This window comes from Acidobacteriota bacterium (genome assembly GCA_040756905.1).
Classification (GTDB): domain Bacteria; phylum Acidobacteriota; class Aminicenantia; order JBFLYD01; family JBFLYD01; genus JBFLYD01.
On sequence record JBFLYD010000023.1, the window covers coordinates 1 to 18,739 of the forward strand.

At 34.0% G+C, this 18,739-nt stretch carries 16 protein-coding genes; 2 read left to right on the forward strand and 14 right to left on the reverse strand.

Annotated features, from left to right (window positions below):
* The first annotated feature begins 44 nt into the window (after positions 1-44).
* Positions 45-1,103, forward strand: coding sequence for an IS110 family transposase (locus AB1410_03290; GenBank protein MEW6455724.1), 1,059 nt, complete (start codon positions 45-47; stop codon positions 1,101-1,103).
* 364 nt (positions 1,104-1,467) lie between these two features.
* Here AB1410_03290 and AB1410_03295 read toward each other — a convergent pair whose 3' ends face one another.
* The 14 genes from AB1410_03295 to AB1410_03360 all read right to left on the reverse strand — a co-directional run bounded on the left by AB1410_03295 (position 1,468) and on the right by AB1410_03360 (position 17,969).
* Complete coding sequence (locus AB1410_03295; protein ID MEW6455725.1) at positions 1,468-2,766, reverse strand: FAD-dependent oxidoreductase; 1,299 nt, start codon at positions 2,764-2,766, stop codon at positions 1,468-1,470.
* A gap of 1 nt (position 2,767) precedes the next feature.
* Complete coding sequence (locus AB1410_03300; GenBank protein MEW6455726.1) at positions 2,768-3,763, reverse strand: MraY family glycosyltransferase; 996 nt, start codon at positions 3,761-3,763, stop codon at positions 2,768-2,770.
* Entirely contained in the window at positions 3,760-4,710 is a 951-nt protein-coding gene (locus AB1410_03305) for a glycosyltransferase family 2 protein (GenBank protein ID MEW6455727.1), read from the reverse strand. The genes AB1410_03300 and AB1410_03305 overlap by 4 nt, the downstream gene beginning before the upstream one ends.
* Positions 4,711-4,743: 33 nt before the next feature.
* Positions 4,744-6,597 carry an O-antigen ligase family protein gene (locus AB1410_03310; GenBank protein ID MEW6455728.1) on the reverse strand — a complete coding sequence of 618 codons (1,854 nt, stop codon included), beginning with the start codon at positions 6,595-6,597 and terminating at the stop codon, positions 4,744-4,746.
* Positions 6,594-8,219 carry an O-antigen ligase family protein gene (locus AB1410_03315; GenBank protein ID MEW6455729.1) on the reverse strand — a complete coding sequence of 542 codons (1,626 nt, stop codon included), beginning with the start codon at positions 8,217-8,219 and terminating at the stop codon, positions 6,594-6,596. The genes AB1410_03310 and AB1410_03315 overlap by 4 nt, the downstream gene beginning before the upstream one ends.
* Positions 8,220-8,273: 54 nt before the next feature.
* Positions 8,274-8,723, reverse strand: a complete 450-nt coding sequence (locus AB1410_03320; protein MEW6455730.1) for a prepilin-type N-terminal cleavage/methylation domain-containing protein — start codon at positions 8,721-8,723, stop codon at positions 8,274-8,276.
* A gap of 430 nt (positions 8,724-9,153) precedes the next feature.
* Positions 9,154-10,353: a type II secretion system F family protein gene (locus AB1410_03325; protein ID MEW6455731.1), complete on the reverse strand. Its 1,200-nt coding sequence runs from the start codon at positions 10,351-10,353 to the stop codon at positions 9,154-9,156.
* A gap of 51 nt (positions 10,354-10,404) precedes the next feature.
* A complete protein-coding gene (locus AB1410_03330) occupies positions 10,405-11,526 on the reverse strand; it encodes a type IV pilus twitching motility protein PilT (GenBank protein ID MEW6455732.1) in 1,122 nt (373 codons plus the stop codon).
* 31 nt (positions 11,527-11,557) lie between these two features.
* Positions 11,558-13,279: a type IV-A pilus assembly ATPase PilB gene (pilB, locus tag AB1410_03335; protein ID MEW6455733.1), complete on the reverse strand. Its 1,722-nt coding sequence runs from the start codon at positions 13,277-13,279 to the stop codon at positions 11,558-11,560.
* A 26-nt stretch (positions 13,280-13,305) separates the two neighbouring features.
* On the reverse strand, positions 13,306-14,019 hold the full coding sequence (gene rph, locus AB1410_03340) for a ribonuclease PH (protein MEW6455734.1): 714 nt from the start codon (positions 14,017-14,019) through the stop codon (positions 13,306-13,308).
* A 5-nt stretch (positions 14,020-14,024) separates the two neighbouring features.
* Positions 14,025-14,660 (reverse strand): MBL fold metallo-hydrolase, encoded by a 636-nt coding sequence (locus tag AB1410_03345; GenBank protein ID MEW6455735.1) that lies wholly within the window; start codon positions 14,658-14,660, stop codon positions 14,025-14,027.
* Positions 14,661-14,817: 157 nt separating this feature from the next.
* A complete protein-coding gene (locus tag AB1410_03350; protein MEW6455736.1) occupies positions 14,818-15,735 on the reverse strand; it encodes a lysophospholipid acyltransferase family protein in 918 nt (305 codons plus the stop codon).
* Positions 15,719-16,711, reverse strand: a complete 993-nt coding sequence (gene lpxK, locus AB1410_03355) for a tetraacyldisaccharide 4'-kinase (protein ID MEW6455737.1) — start codon at positions 16,709-16,711, stop codon at positions 15,719-15,721. Before lpxK ends, AB1410_03350 begins: the two co-directional genes overlap by 17 nt.
* A gap of 4 nt (positions 16,712-16,715) precedes the next feature.
* A complete protein-coding gene (locus AB1410_03360; GenBank protein MEW6455738.1) occupies positions 16,716-17,969 on the reverse strand; it encodes a glycosyltransferase N-terminal domain-containing protein in 1,254 nt (417 codons plus the stop codon).
* A 121-nt stretch (positions 17,970-18,090) separates the two neighbouring features.
* Between AB1410_03360 and AB1410_03365 the strand changes: the two genes are divergently transcribed.
* The gene (locus tag AB1410_03365; GenBank protein MEW6455739.1) at positions 18,091-18,732 is read left to right on the forward strand and encodes a thioredoxin family protein; all 642 of its coding nucleotides are present in this window, start codon (positions 18,091-18,093) and stop codon (positions 18,730-18,732) included.
* The last annotated feature ends 7 nt before the right edge of the window (positions 18,733-18,739 follow it).

The following is an 18,739-nucleotide window of genomic DNA, read 5'->3' on the forward strand; positions in this document are numbered from 1 at the left end:
CCTAGCCGATAGGTGGTATAAAAGGAATAAGGAGGTACTGCAGGATGAAAAGATTTTTTGGTTGCGATGCTCACAAAAGGTATTCGATGTTTGCCTCGATGAACGAAGCCGGTCATCTCCAAGGATCCATCCGCGTAGAAAACGACCGTTTTTCGTTCCAGAGCTTCTTGCGCAGGTTGCCGCCCAGATCGACGATAGCCATCGAGAGCGTTGGCAATTGGTACTGGATGATTGACGAGATGGAGAGAGCAGGACATATACCTCGCCTGGCCCATGCGGTGAAAGCGAAGCTGATGATGGGACAGATCAACAAGACGGATAAACTGGATGCCCGGGGACTCGCCCTTTTGTTGCGCAACGGAACCCTGCCTTCGGTCTGGATTCCACCAGGAGAACTCCGAGATCAGCGGGAGTTGCCTCGAATGCGCATGACTCTGGTCCACGTCCGGACGATGCTCAAGAACCGCATTCATGCTACCCTGGCTAAATATGCTCTTGACATTCCAGGGGTGAGCAACATCTTTGGTGTCACTGGACGGCTGCTTCTGAGGAATCGCCTGGAGGAGTTGCCCCCTTACACGCGTCGCTCTGTTGAAACTCAACTGGAACTCCTGGATCAAGTCGAAGCCCATATCCAGTGGTGCGAAAAACAGATCAAAGAAGTTGTGGCCACGACGCCTGCGATGAAGCTGTTGATGACTCTTCCTGGGGTGGGCCCTATCCTCGGCGTGGTGATAGCCATGGAGATCGGCGACATCAACAGATTTCCCAGTCCTCACCATCTGGCCAGCTATGCCGGAACCGTCCCCCGCATTAAGTCGAGTGGAGGGAAGACATTTTTTGGAAAAGTCCGGCCGGATGTGAATCGCTATTTGAAATGGGCCCTGGTTGAGGCGGCTAATGTCGTCACCATCCATTACCGCCGATGGCCGGGCGTTCACGTGGCCCAGCTCTACAGGCGAATCATGCAGCGCAAGGGCCATGCTAAAGCCGTTGTCGCTGTAGCTCGGCACTTGGCGGAAGCAGCATATTGGGTGTTGAAAAGGAATGAATCTTATAAGCAGCCTCAAGGGAATAAACCGATTTCGTCCACCCGGAAGTAAACGCGACAAACGCATGAGTCTGAAAGACTCGTTTATTGACTGCGGAACTTCACGGGGGAGATGCTCATGCCGCAGAGACGGCGTATACATGCATCCGACGAAAAGGTGTTTGAGCCCAGGAGACGAAATGTTTCCTTTTAGAAATAAAGGAGAAAACATGGGATAATAACTATTTAAAGCTCTTGACATAGGCAGCGCTTTCATACATGCGTTTGTATTATAGTGAACCGCATAAATAAGTTGACATTTTCTTCGTAGGGCAACCCTTTAGAGCCTGCCCCAAACCTTGCCCTGAATTTGTTTCATGGGTTGATTCGGGGGTTGCTTTTCGCAAGGCTAAAGCCTTGCCCTACGTCTATTTATTTTAACGTTCACTATGGTATAAACCCGAAATTCTTTCTGCAGTTTCTTTTCCCTTCAAAAAACTTCCTTCCATGTTTAGGTATTCCCAGCTTCCAAACCTTCCTGTTGAATAGATTCCAATACTTTCTAAATAATTTATTATTTGAGGTATGTTTTTTTGCCTTGGCTTATTATAAATAACATAAGCAACAGGAATTTTTAGAATCATTTTTTCCAAAATATCTTTCTCCGTTTGAATTATTTTAAGGTCTATCAATGATTTTGCGATTGAATTTATAAAAGTTTTTTCATCAAATTTATCTTTATGATTTAGGGAAATCTCAACAAAAATTGAAAAATTTCCTTCGGGTGCCATACAGGGAGAGAAATTTGAGTAAAAACCAATTCTGAAAAATGGATATTTTTCTTCTGGAAAATATATCCAGTGAATTTTATCAGAATAATTTCCTTTAATTCCGAGATTTAATACATAAATTGATATATAATCAAGGCTTTCTCCAAGCTTTCTTATTTTTTCTGGGATTTTCTCCAGCATGTTTAGAAATAGTTTGACTGGAATTGTGTTTATAAGGAACTTGTATTTTTCTTTTTGACCATTTTTAAAAAATATTTCTTTTTCTAAAGGGTCAACTTTTACAATTTCTGTGTTTGTTTTAATATTTTTTATACTTTTTAAAATTCCTTTGATAAGGCTTTCAATTCCGCCCTTTTCCGGATAGTGAAATTCAGGGTTATAACCCAGATTTTCAATTTTAATTCCAAGAGAACCTTTTATTATCTGCTCGAGGTCTGGTATAGGAATAGCCCATGAACACCACTCATAGGTCAATTTTTCCAAGTTTCTTCTCCAGAATTTCTTATTGTATGGAAAAAGAAAATGCTCAGCTATCTCTCTTCCGAAATTTTTCAAAATCCATTCTTTGAAATTTTTTGGTGACAGTTTTCTTTCTTCTTTTTTAATAAACCCCAAAACACATTTATAAATCACTTCCTTAGGAAGTCCATAAAGGTTCACCTGAAAAGGAAATGGGATTAATGTATCCATCATGTGTATAAAGGATTTTCTTTTATGGGAGATGATGTTTTCTCCTAAAAATTCTTTAATTTTCTGATTAAAATAGGAATTATTTCCATGGAGAAGATGGCCTCCATGATCGAATGTAAATCCATTCAGATTAAATGATTTTAAAAGCCCCCCAACTCTTTCATCCTTTTCATATATTTTATAATCAAAGCCTTTGAGATGATAGCCAGCTGATAATCCTGTAAGACCTGAACCAATTATTGCAATTTCAGGCATTTCACTCCATTTTAATTTTTGAAAGCATAATGCCAGAAAGTATAAAAATAATTAGAATTATCGAAAGAAGAATAACTGAGGAATTTAGACTTAGATAGTAATTAAAAATTGAGGCTAAGCCAAGAAAAAATGCGATAATGAAGAGGATATTTATTAGCTGCTTTGTGGAAAGATTAAATTTTTTCTTAAGTCTCAGCGGAAAATGGTCTTTACTCCCAATCAGAGGGGATTTTCCTTTTGAAGTCCTGATAAGACTCACAAAGATTATTTCGAAAAGCGGAACTCCAAGAATAAGCAACGGGTTAATAAAACCAAGGAAGTTATATTTTGTATAACTTATGGGAATCATCAATGACCCCAGGATAAACCCGATAAACATTGATCCTGTGTCTCCGAGGTAAATGTTTGCAGGAGGATAGTTATATTTTAGAAATCCTAAGATACTTCCTATAAGAGCTGTACAGAAAATCGCTATTTCAGTTTTCCCATCGATAATTGAAAAGAATAAAAGGAAAAAGGCAGCAATAATAGCTATTCCTGAGGCAAAACCATCGATTATATCGATGAAATTAAAAGCATTTATTGTGCCGATTATCCATAGAAAAGTTATTATGTAATCAAATGGGGCTGGTATAAAGATGATGTTTATGAAAACCCCACTTTTTATCAGAATATAGCCTGCAAGAATCTGGCCAAAAAATTTGATGTAAGGAGTAAGCCCGCCTATATCATCGATAAGTCCGAGAATAATGATTATACTTCCTCCCAGAAGCATTCCGAGTTCTTTTTTATTGAAATCGTAAATCAACAGTAATGGAATCAAAAAGGAAACAAAAACCGAGATTCCGCCAAGGTAGGGAATTGGCTCAGGATGAATTTTTAGAATACCATTTGGCTTATCAAGGATTCCATATCTTATCGAGATATTTCTGATTATAGGTGTTCCATAGATTGAAATTAAAAGTGATAGAAAAAATACTAATGTGCCAAGAATCATTGAATCTCTTTTAGCTTATTTTTTATTTTCTTTCTCTTTTCGATTGCCCTTTTGAATATTTTCCTATTTTTATAAATCATTGCAAAAATTGAGGGCGAAAAAAATAGTAAGTATAAGAAGAGTAAAATATCAAAGCCCATGATAAAAGGCAAATACAAGACAAAATCTTTAAGTTTTTCATTTTTTATCAGAGTAAGATAGTGATTTTTTACCACATGAAAGATTATGGGTTTCTCTCTTGAGGCTATTCGAAAGAAATTTCCCAGAATAGTTTTTCTTTTCTGGGTTCCTCCTCGGAAATGGTATGCTACTGCTTCAGGTACATAGTAACCTTTCCATCCGAATAGATTTGCTCTCCATCCTAAATCTATATCCTCCCAGAAAGAGAAAAAGTCTTCATCAAAATATTCTTCATCGATTTTTATTTGATCGAGCATTTCTTTTTTATAGAAGGCACAGGCTCCACAGGATGAAAATACAAATCCTTCTTTTTCAAATTTTCCAATATCTTTTTTACCATATCCCCTTTCTATCACCTTTCTTGTTATCGAAAGGAATTGTCCTGTTGAATCAATGGTTGCTTTATCAAACCTTAATATTTTGCCTGAAACCATGCCTATTTTTTTGTCTTTCCTAAACCCGTTCAAAGCCATTTCGAGAAAATTAGATTCTAAATAAACATCAAAATTAAGAATCAGGATGTATTCTCCTTTTGATTCTTTAATTCCCTGATTGCATGCTTTTGCAAATCCTAAATTTTGTTTGTTTTTTATGATTTTTATTGAAAAACTATTTTTTAAATTTTCAACAATTCTTAATGAATGATCTGAGGAATTGTTGTCGATAAAAATTATTTCAAAATCTTTATAAGTTTGTTTTTTTATAGAATTTAAAAGCTTTTCTAAAAAAGATACGCCGTTATAATTTACAATTATTATTGAAACCATTTGAGAGATTATATTGCATTGAGTTAATCGTAATCAATCGAGAATTTCTTTGTATTTTTCTGGAAAATTCAATATTTTCTGGAAATAATCAATTTCAAACTCCTGACCTTTTATTCTTTCAAGGATTGATTTTACTATTCTCTTTTCTTTCTCTTCACCATGTTTATCTTTTCTGAACTTGTGTATTTCGATTAACCTTAAATGGGCCCCAACAAAGTTTGGCTCTATTTCTATTGCTTTCCTGAAGAAATTTTCAGCTTTTTTATCCTCTCCTGTGACATCTAAAAAGAAATTCCCGAGGGCAAAGGGATAAAAAGGGTATTTTGGGTTGAGTTCCATCGCTTTTGTGTACCATAGAATAGTTTTTTGATAATTTTCTTCTGTTGGAAACATTTTAAACAATGAAAAGTAAAGAAAACCCAGTTCACCAGCTGCCTCATTATATTTAGGATTTAACCTTAGAGCATGCTTAAATTTCTCATCTGCATACGCTAAAATTTCAAGGTTTTTTGTCTGGATAAAAAATGAGCTGTAGATTTTACCTAAATCATAATGAAATCGAGCATTTAAAGGAGTCAAAAATATTGACCTCTTGATGTATTTTGTTGCATTTACTATATCTTTCTCTGCAAGGGCTTTGCCCGTTTTTTCATAGAAATAATAATATGTGGAAGCAGGAAAGGCAGCAGTTATAAGCCAGAGAAATATTAACGAAAACACGAGTGGTAATTTTTTCATTCTAAATTCTTTTCTTATCAACTCGGGTAATAAATTTCTTGTATTTTTAAGTATTAAAGAAAGGAAAATCATTGAATACAGTGGAATTGACGGATGGAAAAAGCAATTTTGAAAGAAAGCATTTATAAAAATTGAAAGAAGAGCCAGATATGACATAAGTATATATCCATTTTGGTCTTTCTTTATCGAGGGAAAAGTTTTTAGAATAAAGTAGACTATTCCGAAAAGAAAAACAAACCCTCCAATTCCCAATTCTGCAAGGATTTCTAAATAATTATTATGGGCCTGTCTTGCAGCGATTCCATAATGGGCGATTAAGTTTTTGTTCGGGAATATATAAGGAGGCATTGCATGGGGGAAATTGTTTGCTCCAACCCCAACTAATAGGTGATCTTTGAACATTTCAAGATCCATAAGCCAAATTTTAATCCTCGCAAAAGCAAATGGGTCGGATTTTGTAAGCTCAAAGAAAAATTTTGAGAATGGGTTTGGAATCAAGAGAAGAAGGGCGATTAAAACAGGGACGAGAACTAAATATTTTTTATTTTTTATGTAAATAAAGAGGAAAAGAAGCACAAAGAAACTCAGGAAGGCAGATCTGGATTTTACAAATAAAAGGGATACTGTCATAAAGAGGGTGAGCAGAGAATGGAGTAGTAAATTTTTCTTCTCATAAAATATTTTTATAATTCCTATGATAATTCCGAATAGCACAATAATTGCAAAATGATTGGGATTTAGAAAATTTGCACTGGCTCTTAATTCATCCTTAATAAAATATTTTAACGTGCTATAAACTGATAATACGAATATTCCGAAGTAAGAGAAATCTACAAAAAATTTTTCCTCTCTTTTATTTAAATAAGAAAAACTCAGATAAGCAATAATTATGAATGTTAAATCAAGGATTCTGATTATCGATGGGTACTTATAGAAAGTAAAAAATGAAGATAGAATAGAGAAAACTAATAAACTTAAAAAAAGTATATGAATTACATTTAACCTAAGTAAAAAGTTTTTCGATTTAATTTTTTTTGAAATGAAAAATAGAATAAGTATTGAATATATAATGAAAGTTACATAGTCATATTTTCTATCGGGGAAGAAAAATACGGCAAGGCAAAATAAAATAATAAAAAAATAACTCATTTCTTTTTAATTTCCTCAATAAGAAATTTTTGTAAGTTTAATCTTTCTTTTTTGAATTCTTCTCTTGATGGAAAGAGTCTTTCAGCTTTATATATATAGAGATAAGCTTCAATCAATTCTTTTCTTTGAAGAGAAAGATTGAAGAAATTTCGGTAGAGGGAAAACGAGTTAGGGTCAAGGTCAATCGCTCTTTTTAAATATTTATATGAATTTTCTAAATCTCCTTTCTGAAACATAATCTCTGCAATTTTATTAAAAGTTTTTGGGTTGTAAGGATTTATTGAGTTCGATGCATTAAGTATACTAAGGGCAGAATCATTATTTCTGTTCATAAGCCTCTCTTCTGCAAGGGAGTTAAGATAATTTGATACATTAATCCATATGGAAAAAACCGATATCAATATGACCAAAAGAATAAAAATTTTTCTGGATAATTTATTTAGTTGAACGTAGTTTTGATTTTTGTTGAGAATCGAGAGAAGAAAAGCTCCTAAAAATCCCATGCCTGGGAAAAAAATTCCGATGTCGATTAAATTGTAAGCTAAAAAAGCAAAAAACGTTGAAAGGTAAAATAGTTCATCTTTTGAGGAATTATTAGAATTTTTTATTTTCGAGAATAACCATGAAAATATAATCCCTATGAAAAGGATGCCCCCTAAAGCTCCTGTTTCTGCAAATATATGTAAAAATACGTTATGGGCATATTTTGAAAAGCTTTCTCCTCCAAGTGTGAATAGAGAAGAACCTATTCCATAGTTTCCCAGCCCGATTCCAAAAAATGGGCTTGAAAGAAAAATCTGTGCTGCAACCCTCCAGTTTGAAAGCCTCAAAAATAATGGTGATTCCTCATGGAAACTTGAAAATCTTTCAATTAAGATGATAAAAGAAATGACAATCACTATAAAAAGAAATAGAATCAGATTTTTATTCTTTCTTTTTTCAGAGAGTATGTAAAAAGCAAAGAGTCCGGTTCCAAGTTCAAAAGCAGCGCCAAAAGATTGGGTGAACATGATAAGTGGGAAAGAGAGAAGAATAATTATAATAGGAAAAAATTTTGAGAGTTTTCTTGTGCTTTGAGAAAAAAGCCTTCCGAGGGATATTAGAATAGTGACGGTAAGAAATGCTGCGAGAGCTGTGGGAAGTGAAAAAGTTGAAAAAACTCTTCCACTTTGAAGTCTGATTAAAGCAGCATTTTTGAAGAATTCATTTAGGTTTTGATTTGAGATAATTTCTTTGATCGCTATGTCGAATAGAAAAAATTTCTGCAAAAAGCCATATATGATGATTGAAATCGCTGTAAATTCAAATACTATCAGAAGGGTTTTTTTCTCCGAGTTTATTAATAGAATGTAAGTTGAAATAATTATCAGAAAATAGGAAAAGAATTCCAGAGAAAAAAAGGTTTTATTATTGAAGAAAAATGAAAAAATTATCAGAGAAAAAAATAAAAATGCTTCTGAAAATTTTGGGATTAATATCTCTTTCTTTAAAATAAAGAAAAAGATGAGAAGAAGAGGTATCAGAATTAATGAAAATGGTTTATTTTCAGGAGGAAAAAGAAGAAAAAAAGCAAAAATTAATGAAATACTTAATATGTTTAACGCATTTTTAAAAATTATCACCTTTTAATCATCAATTTGTTTCAATAATATATTGATCTGCGGTTATTTAAGGAATTAAGATTTTGGCTTTTTTACAAAATCTCCATTTTGAAAAATTATATCTCCTTCGAATTGGGTGGCGGGATAACCATCTGCTATCCCAGCATCTTCTGCACCATTTCTTCCATATGAAAGAATTGTATATGATTCAGGATTAGCAGCATCGCTTGCTTCATAAAGAATTGGGTTTCCCCATCCATCTGTGGCTGGTATTCTGGTGTATAGTGCTAAATCCGCTGCAATATTTGAAATATTACCTAAAGTTGCCTGTCGTGGAGCAAAGTAATAGTCTGTTATATAGGACTCAATAGCAGTTCCGATGCTTCTTATGTTTGCCATCGTCGTTTTTTGTTTGCCTTTTTGTAAGGCATTCATAAATTGAGGAGTGGCAATTGTGACGATTATCCCAATTATAGCAATAACGATTAGAAGTTCAATCAATGTAAAACCTTTTTCTTCCTTCATCCATTCCTCCTCTCAAATTTATTATATTTATATCAACCTATTTATATAAAGTCAACTTATTTTTAAGAGACCTCTGAAAAAGTCCATCTGCTGCGTTGCAGTCTCAGCTTTATCACTCCAACGTACAGAAAGTACGCCTCCGCTCAAAGCTTCACTGCGCCTTGCATCTGGAGCTTTTTAAGAGGTCTCTTCTTTTCTACAGAAGGCAAATTTATCGATTCTCAAAAATTTTTTTTATTAACATAAAATACTTTTTTCAGGCACTCTGCATGTTTAGAATACATTCTCTCTTAAGTATTAAGATGCTCAAGGAGATATCGCTCAGAAGATGGATGGTCTCTCGTTTACATAAAATATTTTTCTCGGTCACCCTTGCTGCTCAAATTTTAAAACCGCATTTTTGGTTTACAATTTAATTTTGTTAAGAATTTTAAAATTCACCGAGGAGCTTTATGAGGGGAAGGTACATCGAAATTACAATGCCTCCTATCAAAATCCCAAGAAATACAATCATCGCAGGCTCTAAAAGAGATACAAGAGTTTGAACAGTTTTTTCAACTTCATCCTCATAGAATTCAGCTACTTTATCGAGCATTTCATCAAGAGCGCCTGTTTGTTCTCCTGCATTTATCATTTGCACTACCATTGGCGGAAATGTTTTGGTAACCTTTAATGAATCACCAAGGGAGTTCCCTTCTGCCACAGACTCTCTTGACTTGTTTACCGAGTCTTCTATTATTGAATTTCCAGCTGTTTTTGATGTGATACTCATAGCTTCGAGCATTGGAACACCACTTGATATAAGAGTTGAAAGAGTTCTTGCGAATCTTGCTAAAGATATTTTTTTAATAAGCTCGCCAAAAACATAAATTTTAAGGATAAATGCATCCACAGTTCTTCTTCCTCGATATGTTTTATAGTATTGTCTGAATCCGAAAATTCCAGCAGTGATTATCAATATAAACAATAAAATATTATTGGCGAAAAAATTGCTTAATGAGATTACAACCTGAGTGAAAAAAGGCAAAGAAGCCCCTAAATCTTGAAATAAATTTTTAAAAGCAGGTATTATTTTCCATAAAATTAGGGAGAGGATGATAATCGCAACTGAAATTACTCCTATCGGGTAAGCCATTGCTGATCTAATCTGTCCCCTTAACTTTACAGATTTCTCCATATATGCAGAGATTCTCTGAAGAATCAAATCCAGATTTCCTGATGCCTCTCCTGATGCGATCATGTTGCAGTACAGTTCATTGAATATTTTTGGAAATTTTTTTAAAGCATTATTAAGAGTTGAACCTTCTTCAACACTTTTTTTGACTTCAAGAATTGCCTCTCTGAAATGCTTGTTGGTCTGCTGGGTTCCCAGGATTTCGAGGGATTGAACTATAGGAAGTCCTGCTGAGAACATTACTGCAAATTGTCTTGAAAGCACTGCTAATTCTCTTAAAGAAACCTTTTTTGGCAGGATGGGTGGGATAGGAAGCACTTTCTTTCTTTCAATGTTTATTGGAACTATTTGATCTCTGTGAAGAAGTTTTGAAACTTCTTCTATTGAAGAAGCAACTCTTTCTCCTTTTACAAATTGTCCGAATCTATTTCTTCCCTGCCAGGTATAAGTAGGCATTGTATCATCCCTTATGGTAAATTTTTAAAAAAATATTTTTTGAATTCCATCTCAGTATTTTTTCGGGTTGTATGAATGAGGAATTGAAGGAGCTTTCTGAACCGTGGTTCCCCTGTTGATTATATCGGATAGTTCATCAGGAAAATTGGATACTGATATAGCTGTTTCAAGGGAAATCAAACCCCTGAAATAAAGATTTGCAAGGGATTGGTTTAATGTTTGCATTCCAGATTTCTCCTGGCCAGTCTGCATAATTCCGTAAATCTGATGAATTTTATCTTCTCTTATTAAATTTCTGATCGCAGAGTTTGGAATGAGAATTTCCATTGCAAGGACTCTACCTTTTCCATCTACCCTCGGAAGAAGTGCTTGGGATAATATCCCTTCTAAAGTTAAAGCTAACTGGGTTCTTACCTGAGCTTGTTGATGGGGAGGGAAGATATCCACTATTCTGTTTATAGTTTGAGCTGCAGAATTTGTATGGAGAGTTGCAAAGGTAAGATGACCTGTCTCTGCAATTCTCAAAGCAGATTCTACTGTTTCCAGGTCTCTCATCTCACCTATCAATACTACATCAGGGTCTTCCCTCAACGCTGATCGAAGGGCATTGGGGAAAGAAAGGGTGTCTGTATTCAATTCTCTTTGATTTACGATTGCCCTTTTATGGGTATGGAGGTATTCGATTGGATCCTCAATCGTAAGAATATGAACAGGCCTTTCAGAATTGATTTTATCGATCATTGCAGCAAGAGTTGTGGATTTTCCTGAACCAGTTGGCCCTGTTACAAGAATCAATCCTCTTGGTTTATCGCAAAGCTTCGCCACATGAGCTGGTATTCCCAGTTGTTCAAAACTCCATATTTCATAGGGTATTCTTCTAAATGCGCCTGAAACAGCTCCTCTCTGATAGAAAATGTTTGCTCTGAATCTCGCAAGGCCCTTTATCCCGAATGAAAAATCTAGTTCCAAATTTTCTTCAAATTTATGCTTCTGAGCATCGTTCAGGATGGCGTAAATCAATTGTTTTGTTTCAACGGCAGTTAACGGAGGATGATCAAGAGACCTTAGATCTCCATGAAGCCTTATCTGGGGAGGAATATTGGGAGTTATATGAAGGTCAGAGGCTCCCATATCAACCATTATCTTTAATAATTCATGCATAGGTGCTGCCATTTTTTAATCCATTATTTTATCAATTTTATAATCATACATTTATTGTCTCCCTTAAAACTTCTTCTATTGATGTAATACCACTCTTAATTTTTTCAAGGCCACTTCTTCTCAAAGAAATCATCCCCTGGGAAATTGCTTTGTTTCTTATTTCTGAAGTGCTTGCCCCTGATATAATCATTTCCCTGAGTTCTTCAGTCAATTCCATTACTTCGAACAGCCCTATTCTTCCTTTGTATCCAGTATCATTACATTCTGGACATCCCCTGGCTTTAAAAATGGTGATTTTTTCAATTTCATCAGGGTAAAATCCAAGGTCTATTAAAGCCTGAGGTGGAACCTGAGTTTCAGTTCTGCATTTTTTACATATCCTTCGAACAAGTCTCTGAGCGACAATCAGATTGACTGATGTTGCTATAAGATAAGGTTCGATACCCATGTTTATTAATCTTGATATCGTTGTTGGAGCATCGTTTGTATGGACTGTGCTTAAAACAAGATGTCCTGTCAGAGCTGCTTTTATTGCGATATCAGCGGTTTCAAAATCTCTTATTTCACCCACTAATATTATGTTTGGATCCTGTCTTAAAAAAGACTTTAGGCAGGTTGCAAATGTCAGCCCAATCTCTTCTTTTATCTGAACTTGATTTATTCCAAAAAGATTGAATTCTATCGGGTTCTCTGCTGTTAAAATGTTTATTTCTGGAGAATTAAGAGTAGAAATTGTAGAATAAAGAGTGTTTGTTTTTCCGCTTCCAGTAGGTCCTGTTACGAGTATTATTCCCCAAGGTTTTTTTATTTGCTTTTCGAATTTTTCAAGGGAACTTAGTTCAAAACCAAGGGAACCAAGGTCGAGTTTTAACTGTTCTCTATCGAGTATTCTGATGGCAATTTTTTCTCCAAACATCGTTGGAAGAGACGAAACTCTCATATCAACTTCTTTTATGTTTTTATTCTGTGTCTTGATTCTAATATTAATTCTTCCATCCTGAGGAAGTCTTTTCTCTGCTATATCCATTTTGGCTAAAATTTTTATTCTTGATATGAATGAATCTTTCATTCGATATGGTGGTGTCATAACAGGATAGAGAATCCCATCTATCCTGTATCTTATCCTGAATTCTTTTTCATAAGGTTCCATATGGATGTCTGAAGCTCCCCGGTTAATGGCCTCTGAGATGATTAAATTAACAAGTTGGACAATTGGGCCTTCCTCAGATATTTTTTCCAAATCCACAAATTCATCTTTTGGTATTTCCTCTACCACTTGAATCTTTGCTGTGTCAAATTTCTTTGCTTTTTCTATCACCTTTTTAACTTCAACTTCATACAAGGAACCGTAATGTTTATCAATGGCTACCTTTAGAGCTGATTCTGGAGCAATAACAGGTTGTACATTTAAATTTGTTATGAATTTTACATCTTCTATCGCTGTAAGATTCGTTGGGTCTGACATTGCGACCGTAAGGATGGTTCCGATTCTGTGAATGGGAAGGATAATGTATTTTCTTGCAACATCTGCAGGAATGAGCTTTATAATTTCTGGTTCTACATCAAATTTAGAAATGTTTATCGCCGGATATCCATATTGTTTACTAAGTACATTTATGATCTCGTCTTCTGTAACAAAACCAAGTTTAAGGAGGGCACTCCCTAATTTTATCCCATTTTTTTTCTGATATTCAAGGGCTATATCAAGCTGCTCTTTTGTTATGAGTTTTTCTTTTAATAAAAAATCCCCTAATTTTACTCCCATCTTTTATAATTATACCAAAGATTCTTTTAAAATAATATTCTTCTCTGAATCTCGAATATTTCTTCAAGCCCTTTTCTGGCAAGACTGGTTAAATCAATTATTTCTTCTATTGTAAAAGGTCTGACCTCTCCTGTTCCCTGAATTTCGACAATCTCTCCAGTTTCTGTTTGAACAACATTAAGGTCAATTTCTGCTCTTGAATCTTCGTTGTAATCCATATCGAGTAATTTATTCCCATCAATGATTCCAACGGAAATGGCAGCCACCAATTTCTTCAGAGGGTTTTGTTGGATCAAATTTTTTTCTACCATTTTTTGAAATGCTAATCCAAGAGCCACGCATGATGCGGTTATCGATGCCGTTCTTGTGCCACCGTCTGCCTGAATGACATCGCAATCTATAAATATCGTTTTTTCAGGAAGAAGATTTAGGTCTACTACAGCTCTTAGAGACCTTCCTATCATTCTCTGTATTTCATGGGTTCTTCCGGATACTCTGCCCTGCGTGCTTTCTCTCACATTTCTTTTTTCAGTGGACCTTGGAAGCATTGAATATTCTGCTGAAATCCAGCTCTTTCCGGTTCCTTTTAAGAATGCGGGGACTTTTTCTTCTACTGAAACCGTAGTTATCACTTTTGTTTCACCAAGTTCAATGTAAGCAGAGCCCTCAGCAAATTTTAGGTAATTAGGTACTATATTTATAGGTCTAATTTTATCGAATGGTCTTCCATTTTGCCTCATTCAGATTATTCTTCCTTCTTCAGAACTTTTATTTCTGATTTACAATGTTTTTTGAATGTTTCCACATCATCGTAGTTTCCTATAATTGAACCCCAGTGCATTGGAATTGCTATTTTTGGTGATATCGCATTGCATGCTTCTGCGGCTTCTAAGGCATCCATGGTATAAGTGCCACCGACAGGGAAAAAAGCTATGTCAATTTTTTCAATTTTTTTCATCTCTGGAATAAAATCAGTGTCTCCTGTATGATAGAGTGTTATATTGTCGAGTGTTATTATATAACCTACCCAGTTGTTAGCCTTTGGGTGAAATTTTTTGTTGATGTTATAGGCAGGGATACCTTTTATTTTAACATTCATCACTTCTATTTCAGTATCAGGAGCGATTTCTTTTTTTTCACCTTTGTATTGGGATATTACATCTTTAGGACCCACAAGGATAGTTCCCTGTTTTTTTATTTTTTCAATATCTTCCACGGAGAAATGGTCGTAATGAGGATGGGTCACAAGAATTAAATCAGCTTTTTCTAAATTTTTAGGTAAGTTCCATGGGTCAATGTAGATTATTCTTTCCCATTTGATCATGAAGGAATCATGACCATACCAGTGAATTGAATTTAAGAAATTTTGAATTCTCTCCATGTTAGTCTCTCCATTTATATAAAATAGTGTTGTGCCACTTAAATGATTTTCGTCTCTTCCCCATATCCCTTCAGGGTGCTTTGTGAGAAATTGTTTATATGCGAAAATATTTATAGGAAAGCACATTAAACTTAATAAAAAAATTAAAATAAAAATGTTAAGAGAAATCTTCATAAAGACTCCTTTCTCCTTTCGGCCTTGTTTTCCATCTTTTATGAAACCAAAACCAAAAAGCTGGGTTCTCTTTAACTTCTTTCTCAATAATTTTAGTGCAAAACTGAGTTATTTTCAACTGATTTTTTATTGAAGGATCATAATTCTCAAATTGAATTGGAGGATATAATTTCACATAGTATTTATAGTTTGAATCGGGAACACAAAACATTGGGATAATGGGTGCTCCAGTTCTTAAATGAAATATGGCAAGAAAAGGAGTGGTTGAGGCTTTTTCTCCTAAAAAATCCACAAAAAGACCTTCTTTCTCTAAAATATTTTGATCTATAAGGATTCCGATAATGGTGTTCTTTCTTAAGTGAGAGAGCACTTCTCTTGTAGCATTTTTTTTATAAATAATCTTACTGCCGAACGATTGCCTTACTTTTGAAATAATATTCTCCAGATATGGATTATCCATTTTTCTTGCGAGCCAGCATATTGCATCATGCTCCAGAGCTAACCTTAATACAGCTATTTCCCAGTTTCCATAATGGGCTGAGAAAAGGAGGACTCCTTTTTTGTTTCTCAGAGCATTTTCTAAATTTTCTATCCCATTTATTTCTACTATTTTTAATAATTCTTCTTTTTTTATGTAAAGAGATTTAAAGATATCAGCGATTACTTTTCCGAAATGAATGAAAGTATTTTTTGCTATCTCATTTAATTCTTTTTCTGATTTTTCATTTTTGAATGCAATATAGAGATTCTTTAGAACTGTTTTTCTGTGAGCTCTATCCAAAAAATATAGAATTTTCCCTATTTGACCTCCAATTTTTAATGCGATGTATCTGGGAAAAAAATTTATTATCGTTTTTACGAGCAATATAAAAACAAATTCAATTTTAAATTTGGGCTTCATTTTGGATAAAAAGAGGTATGCATGTATTTTCGAAGTATTTCAGAAATTTTTCATTGAATTGAGCTTTAATCTTTAAGTAATACATTGGATATCTCGCCTTTAAATTTTTAATTTTAATCATATCTTTTTCTGTGGTTATAAGAAATTCAGCGTTTTTATCGATTAGAATGGATTCCATTTTTTTTATATTCTTTCGGGTATATCTGTGGTGATCGGAGAATCTTACAAAATTTACCACCTCCAATCCGATGGAATTAAGTGTTTCCAGAAATTTGGCAGGGTTTGCGATTCCACAAAAAGCGATGACTTTCTTACCGGATACATTCTCTTTAAGTAAACGATCATTACCATCATAAATTCCAATTGGCTCTATTCTGTATTCATAGATATTTCGATCGAGGAATTTTTTAATAGATTTATCATGTATTCCATTTCTTATCATAATTATATCTGCTCTTTTAAGAGATGATAGACCTTCCCGTCTGGGGGTTCTGTCTTCATGATCAAAAAGGACGATCTCGATGTCTTTTTTTATTTTTCTGTACTGAAATCCATCATCAAGAATAATTATGTTAAATCCAGAATCTTTGGCTTTCTTTATTGAATTTATTCTGTTCTTGCCGATAAAAACCCCTGCAATTTTTAAATTTTTAGCTATCATTACAGCCTCATCCCCGGCTGAATCTTCATCCAAGAGGATGCGTTCTCCATAAGAAAGAATGGCGCCTTTTTTTTCTAATTTTCCTCTATATCCTCTTATTATTACTGCCGGTCGAAAATTATAACTCAACAGAATTTTTACCAATTCAATAGAAACCGGGGTCTTCCCTGTTCCTCCGAAGGAGATATTTCCAACTGAGATGACTGGTACATCAAATTTAACCTGATCGAAAAGTTTAAGTTTATAAAAGATACCCCTTAATCGATTAAAAGTTTTAAAAAATAAACTTATGATAAAATATATAATATTTTTCATTAAATTAAATAAGACTCAGGATTTTATCGATTGTTTTTTCGGTTCCACCTTTAAGCGAGAGATATGTTTTGTATGCCCTTATTCCCATGCTTTTTAATTCTTCAGAATCAATTTTTTTGATAAAATTTACCAAGTCTTTTTCATTCTTTATCAAGATAGATGCTTTTTTCTTTAAAAAAATTTCTGAAATATTCTTAAAATTAGACATATATTTTCCAAAACAGATAGGTTTGGAGTAGAAGGCTGGTTCAAGGATATTATGGCCCCCTTTAGACACAAGGCTTCCTCCAACAAAAACTCCATTTGAAATTGCATAGAATTTGCAAAGCTCTCCTATGGTGTTAAGAAGAAGGACATCATACTCTTTATTCTGGAATGAGGTTCTTGTTTTCATTTTTAATTTATATTTTTTTATTATTCTCTCAACCTCTTCGAATCTATTCGGATGTCTTGGAGCCAGAATAAGTTTCAAATCGTCATTAGCTTTTTTTGCTTTTAAATAAGCCTCAAGGATTGTATTTTCTTCTCCTTTTGAAGTACTCCCTGCAACAAAAATTTTTTTGCCCTTAAGGTTGAATTGACTTTTAAGGATTTCAATTTCATTTTCTGTAAAAAATGGAAATGCAGTGTCAGCTTTGAGGTTTCCAGAGATTTGCAGTTTTTCTTCAGAAATTCCAAGTATTTTATACTTATTGTATGTTTCATTATCCTGAACGAGAAAGTAATCGATTTTGTTTACTATAGGTTTTATGATAGACTTGAAAAAATTAAAATATTTAAAAGTTCTATCACTCATCCTGCCATTTATCAGCAAAATCGGTATATTACGTTTCCTTGTTTCCAAAATAAGAGTTGGCCATATTTCATTTTCTACAAGGATTAGTATATCAGGAGAGATGAAATTTAAATATTTTTTAACAGAGAACCTGATGTCAAGGGGCGAGAAAAAAATTTTTTTTATTCCACTCAATCTTTCCGTTGCTACCTGGTATCCGGTTTGAGTTGTGGTTGTTATATATACGTCAAATTTCCCTAACTCTTTTATTTTTGAAATAATGGGGCTTGTAAGGAGTACTTCTCCGAGAGATACAGCATGAATCCATATTCTTTTTTTTTCTTTTTTGTCTTTTTTTAAATTGAAACCCAGCCTTCTCAAAAAAACTGGAAATTCCTTTTTCTTGAGGATTTTGTTGCACAGGAAATAGGGAAATGAAAGGAATAGTAGCAGGAGATAAATTAATTGCCATAGCATTTCCATCAAGCCTTTTTTATTAAATTTGTAAAGAGATGTCAACAATTTGACGATTTTTAAAAAAAAATTTATAATTAATTTAATTTTTTCTCAGAAGGAGGAAAAAGAACTTTGAAGGAGGATATAGATGTCTTATATTTCAGATGAAGATTCAAAAGAAATTAAAAAGATGTTTGAAAGTCTCAAAGATAAAATTCGAATAAGAATTTTTAGAGATGAAGAAGAAAATTGTCAGTATTGCAAAGAAACTATTGCTTTGATTTCTGAGCTTTCCATGCTTTCAGATAAAATAGAAATGGAGATTTTAAACTTCTCATCGGATAAAGAAATGGTGGAGAAATATTCAATTGAAAGAGTCCCTGCAATAGTACTGGAGAAAGATACTGATTTAGGAATCAGATATTATGGGGTTCCAGCAGGATACGAATTTGCTTCTCTTCTTGGGGATATAATAGATATATCCAAAGGAGATTCCGGTTTGAGCGAAAAAACAAAAGAAGAGTTGAAAAAAATTAATGTTCCAGTTCATATAAAAGTATTTGTAACTCCAAGCTGCCCATATTGTCCATCCGCAGTAAGATTAGCCCATAAAATGGCAATTGAAAACGAGTACATAAGAGCAGATATGATTGAGTCTACAGAATTCCAAGAGCTTTCAATCAATTACAATGTATACAGTGTTCCTAAAGTGGTAATTAATGAAAAAATTCAATTTGAGGGAGCACTTCCTGAACCTTCTTTTTTAAAAAAGGTATTAGAAGTAATCTAATGTACTG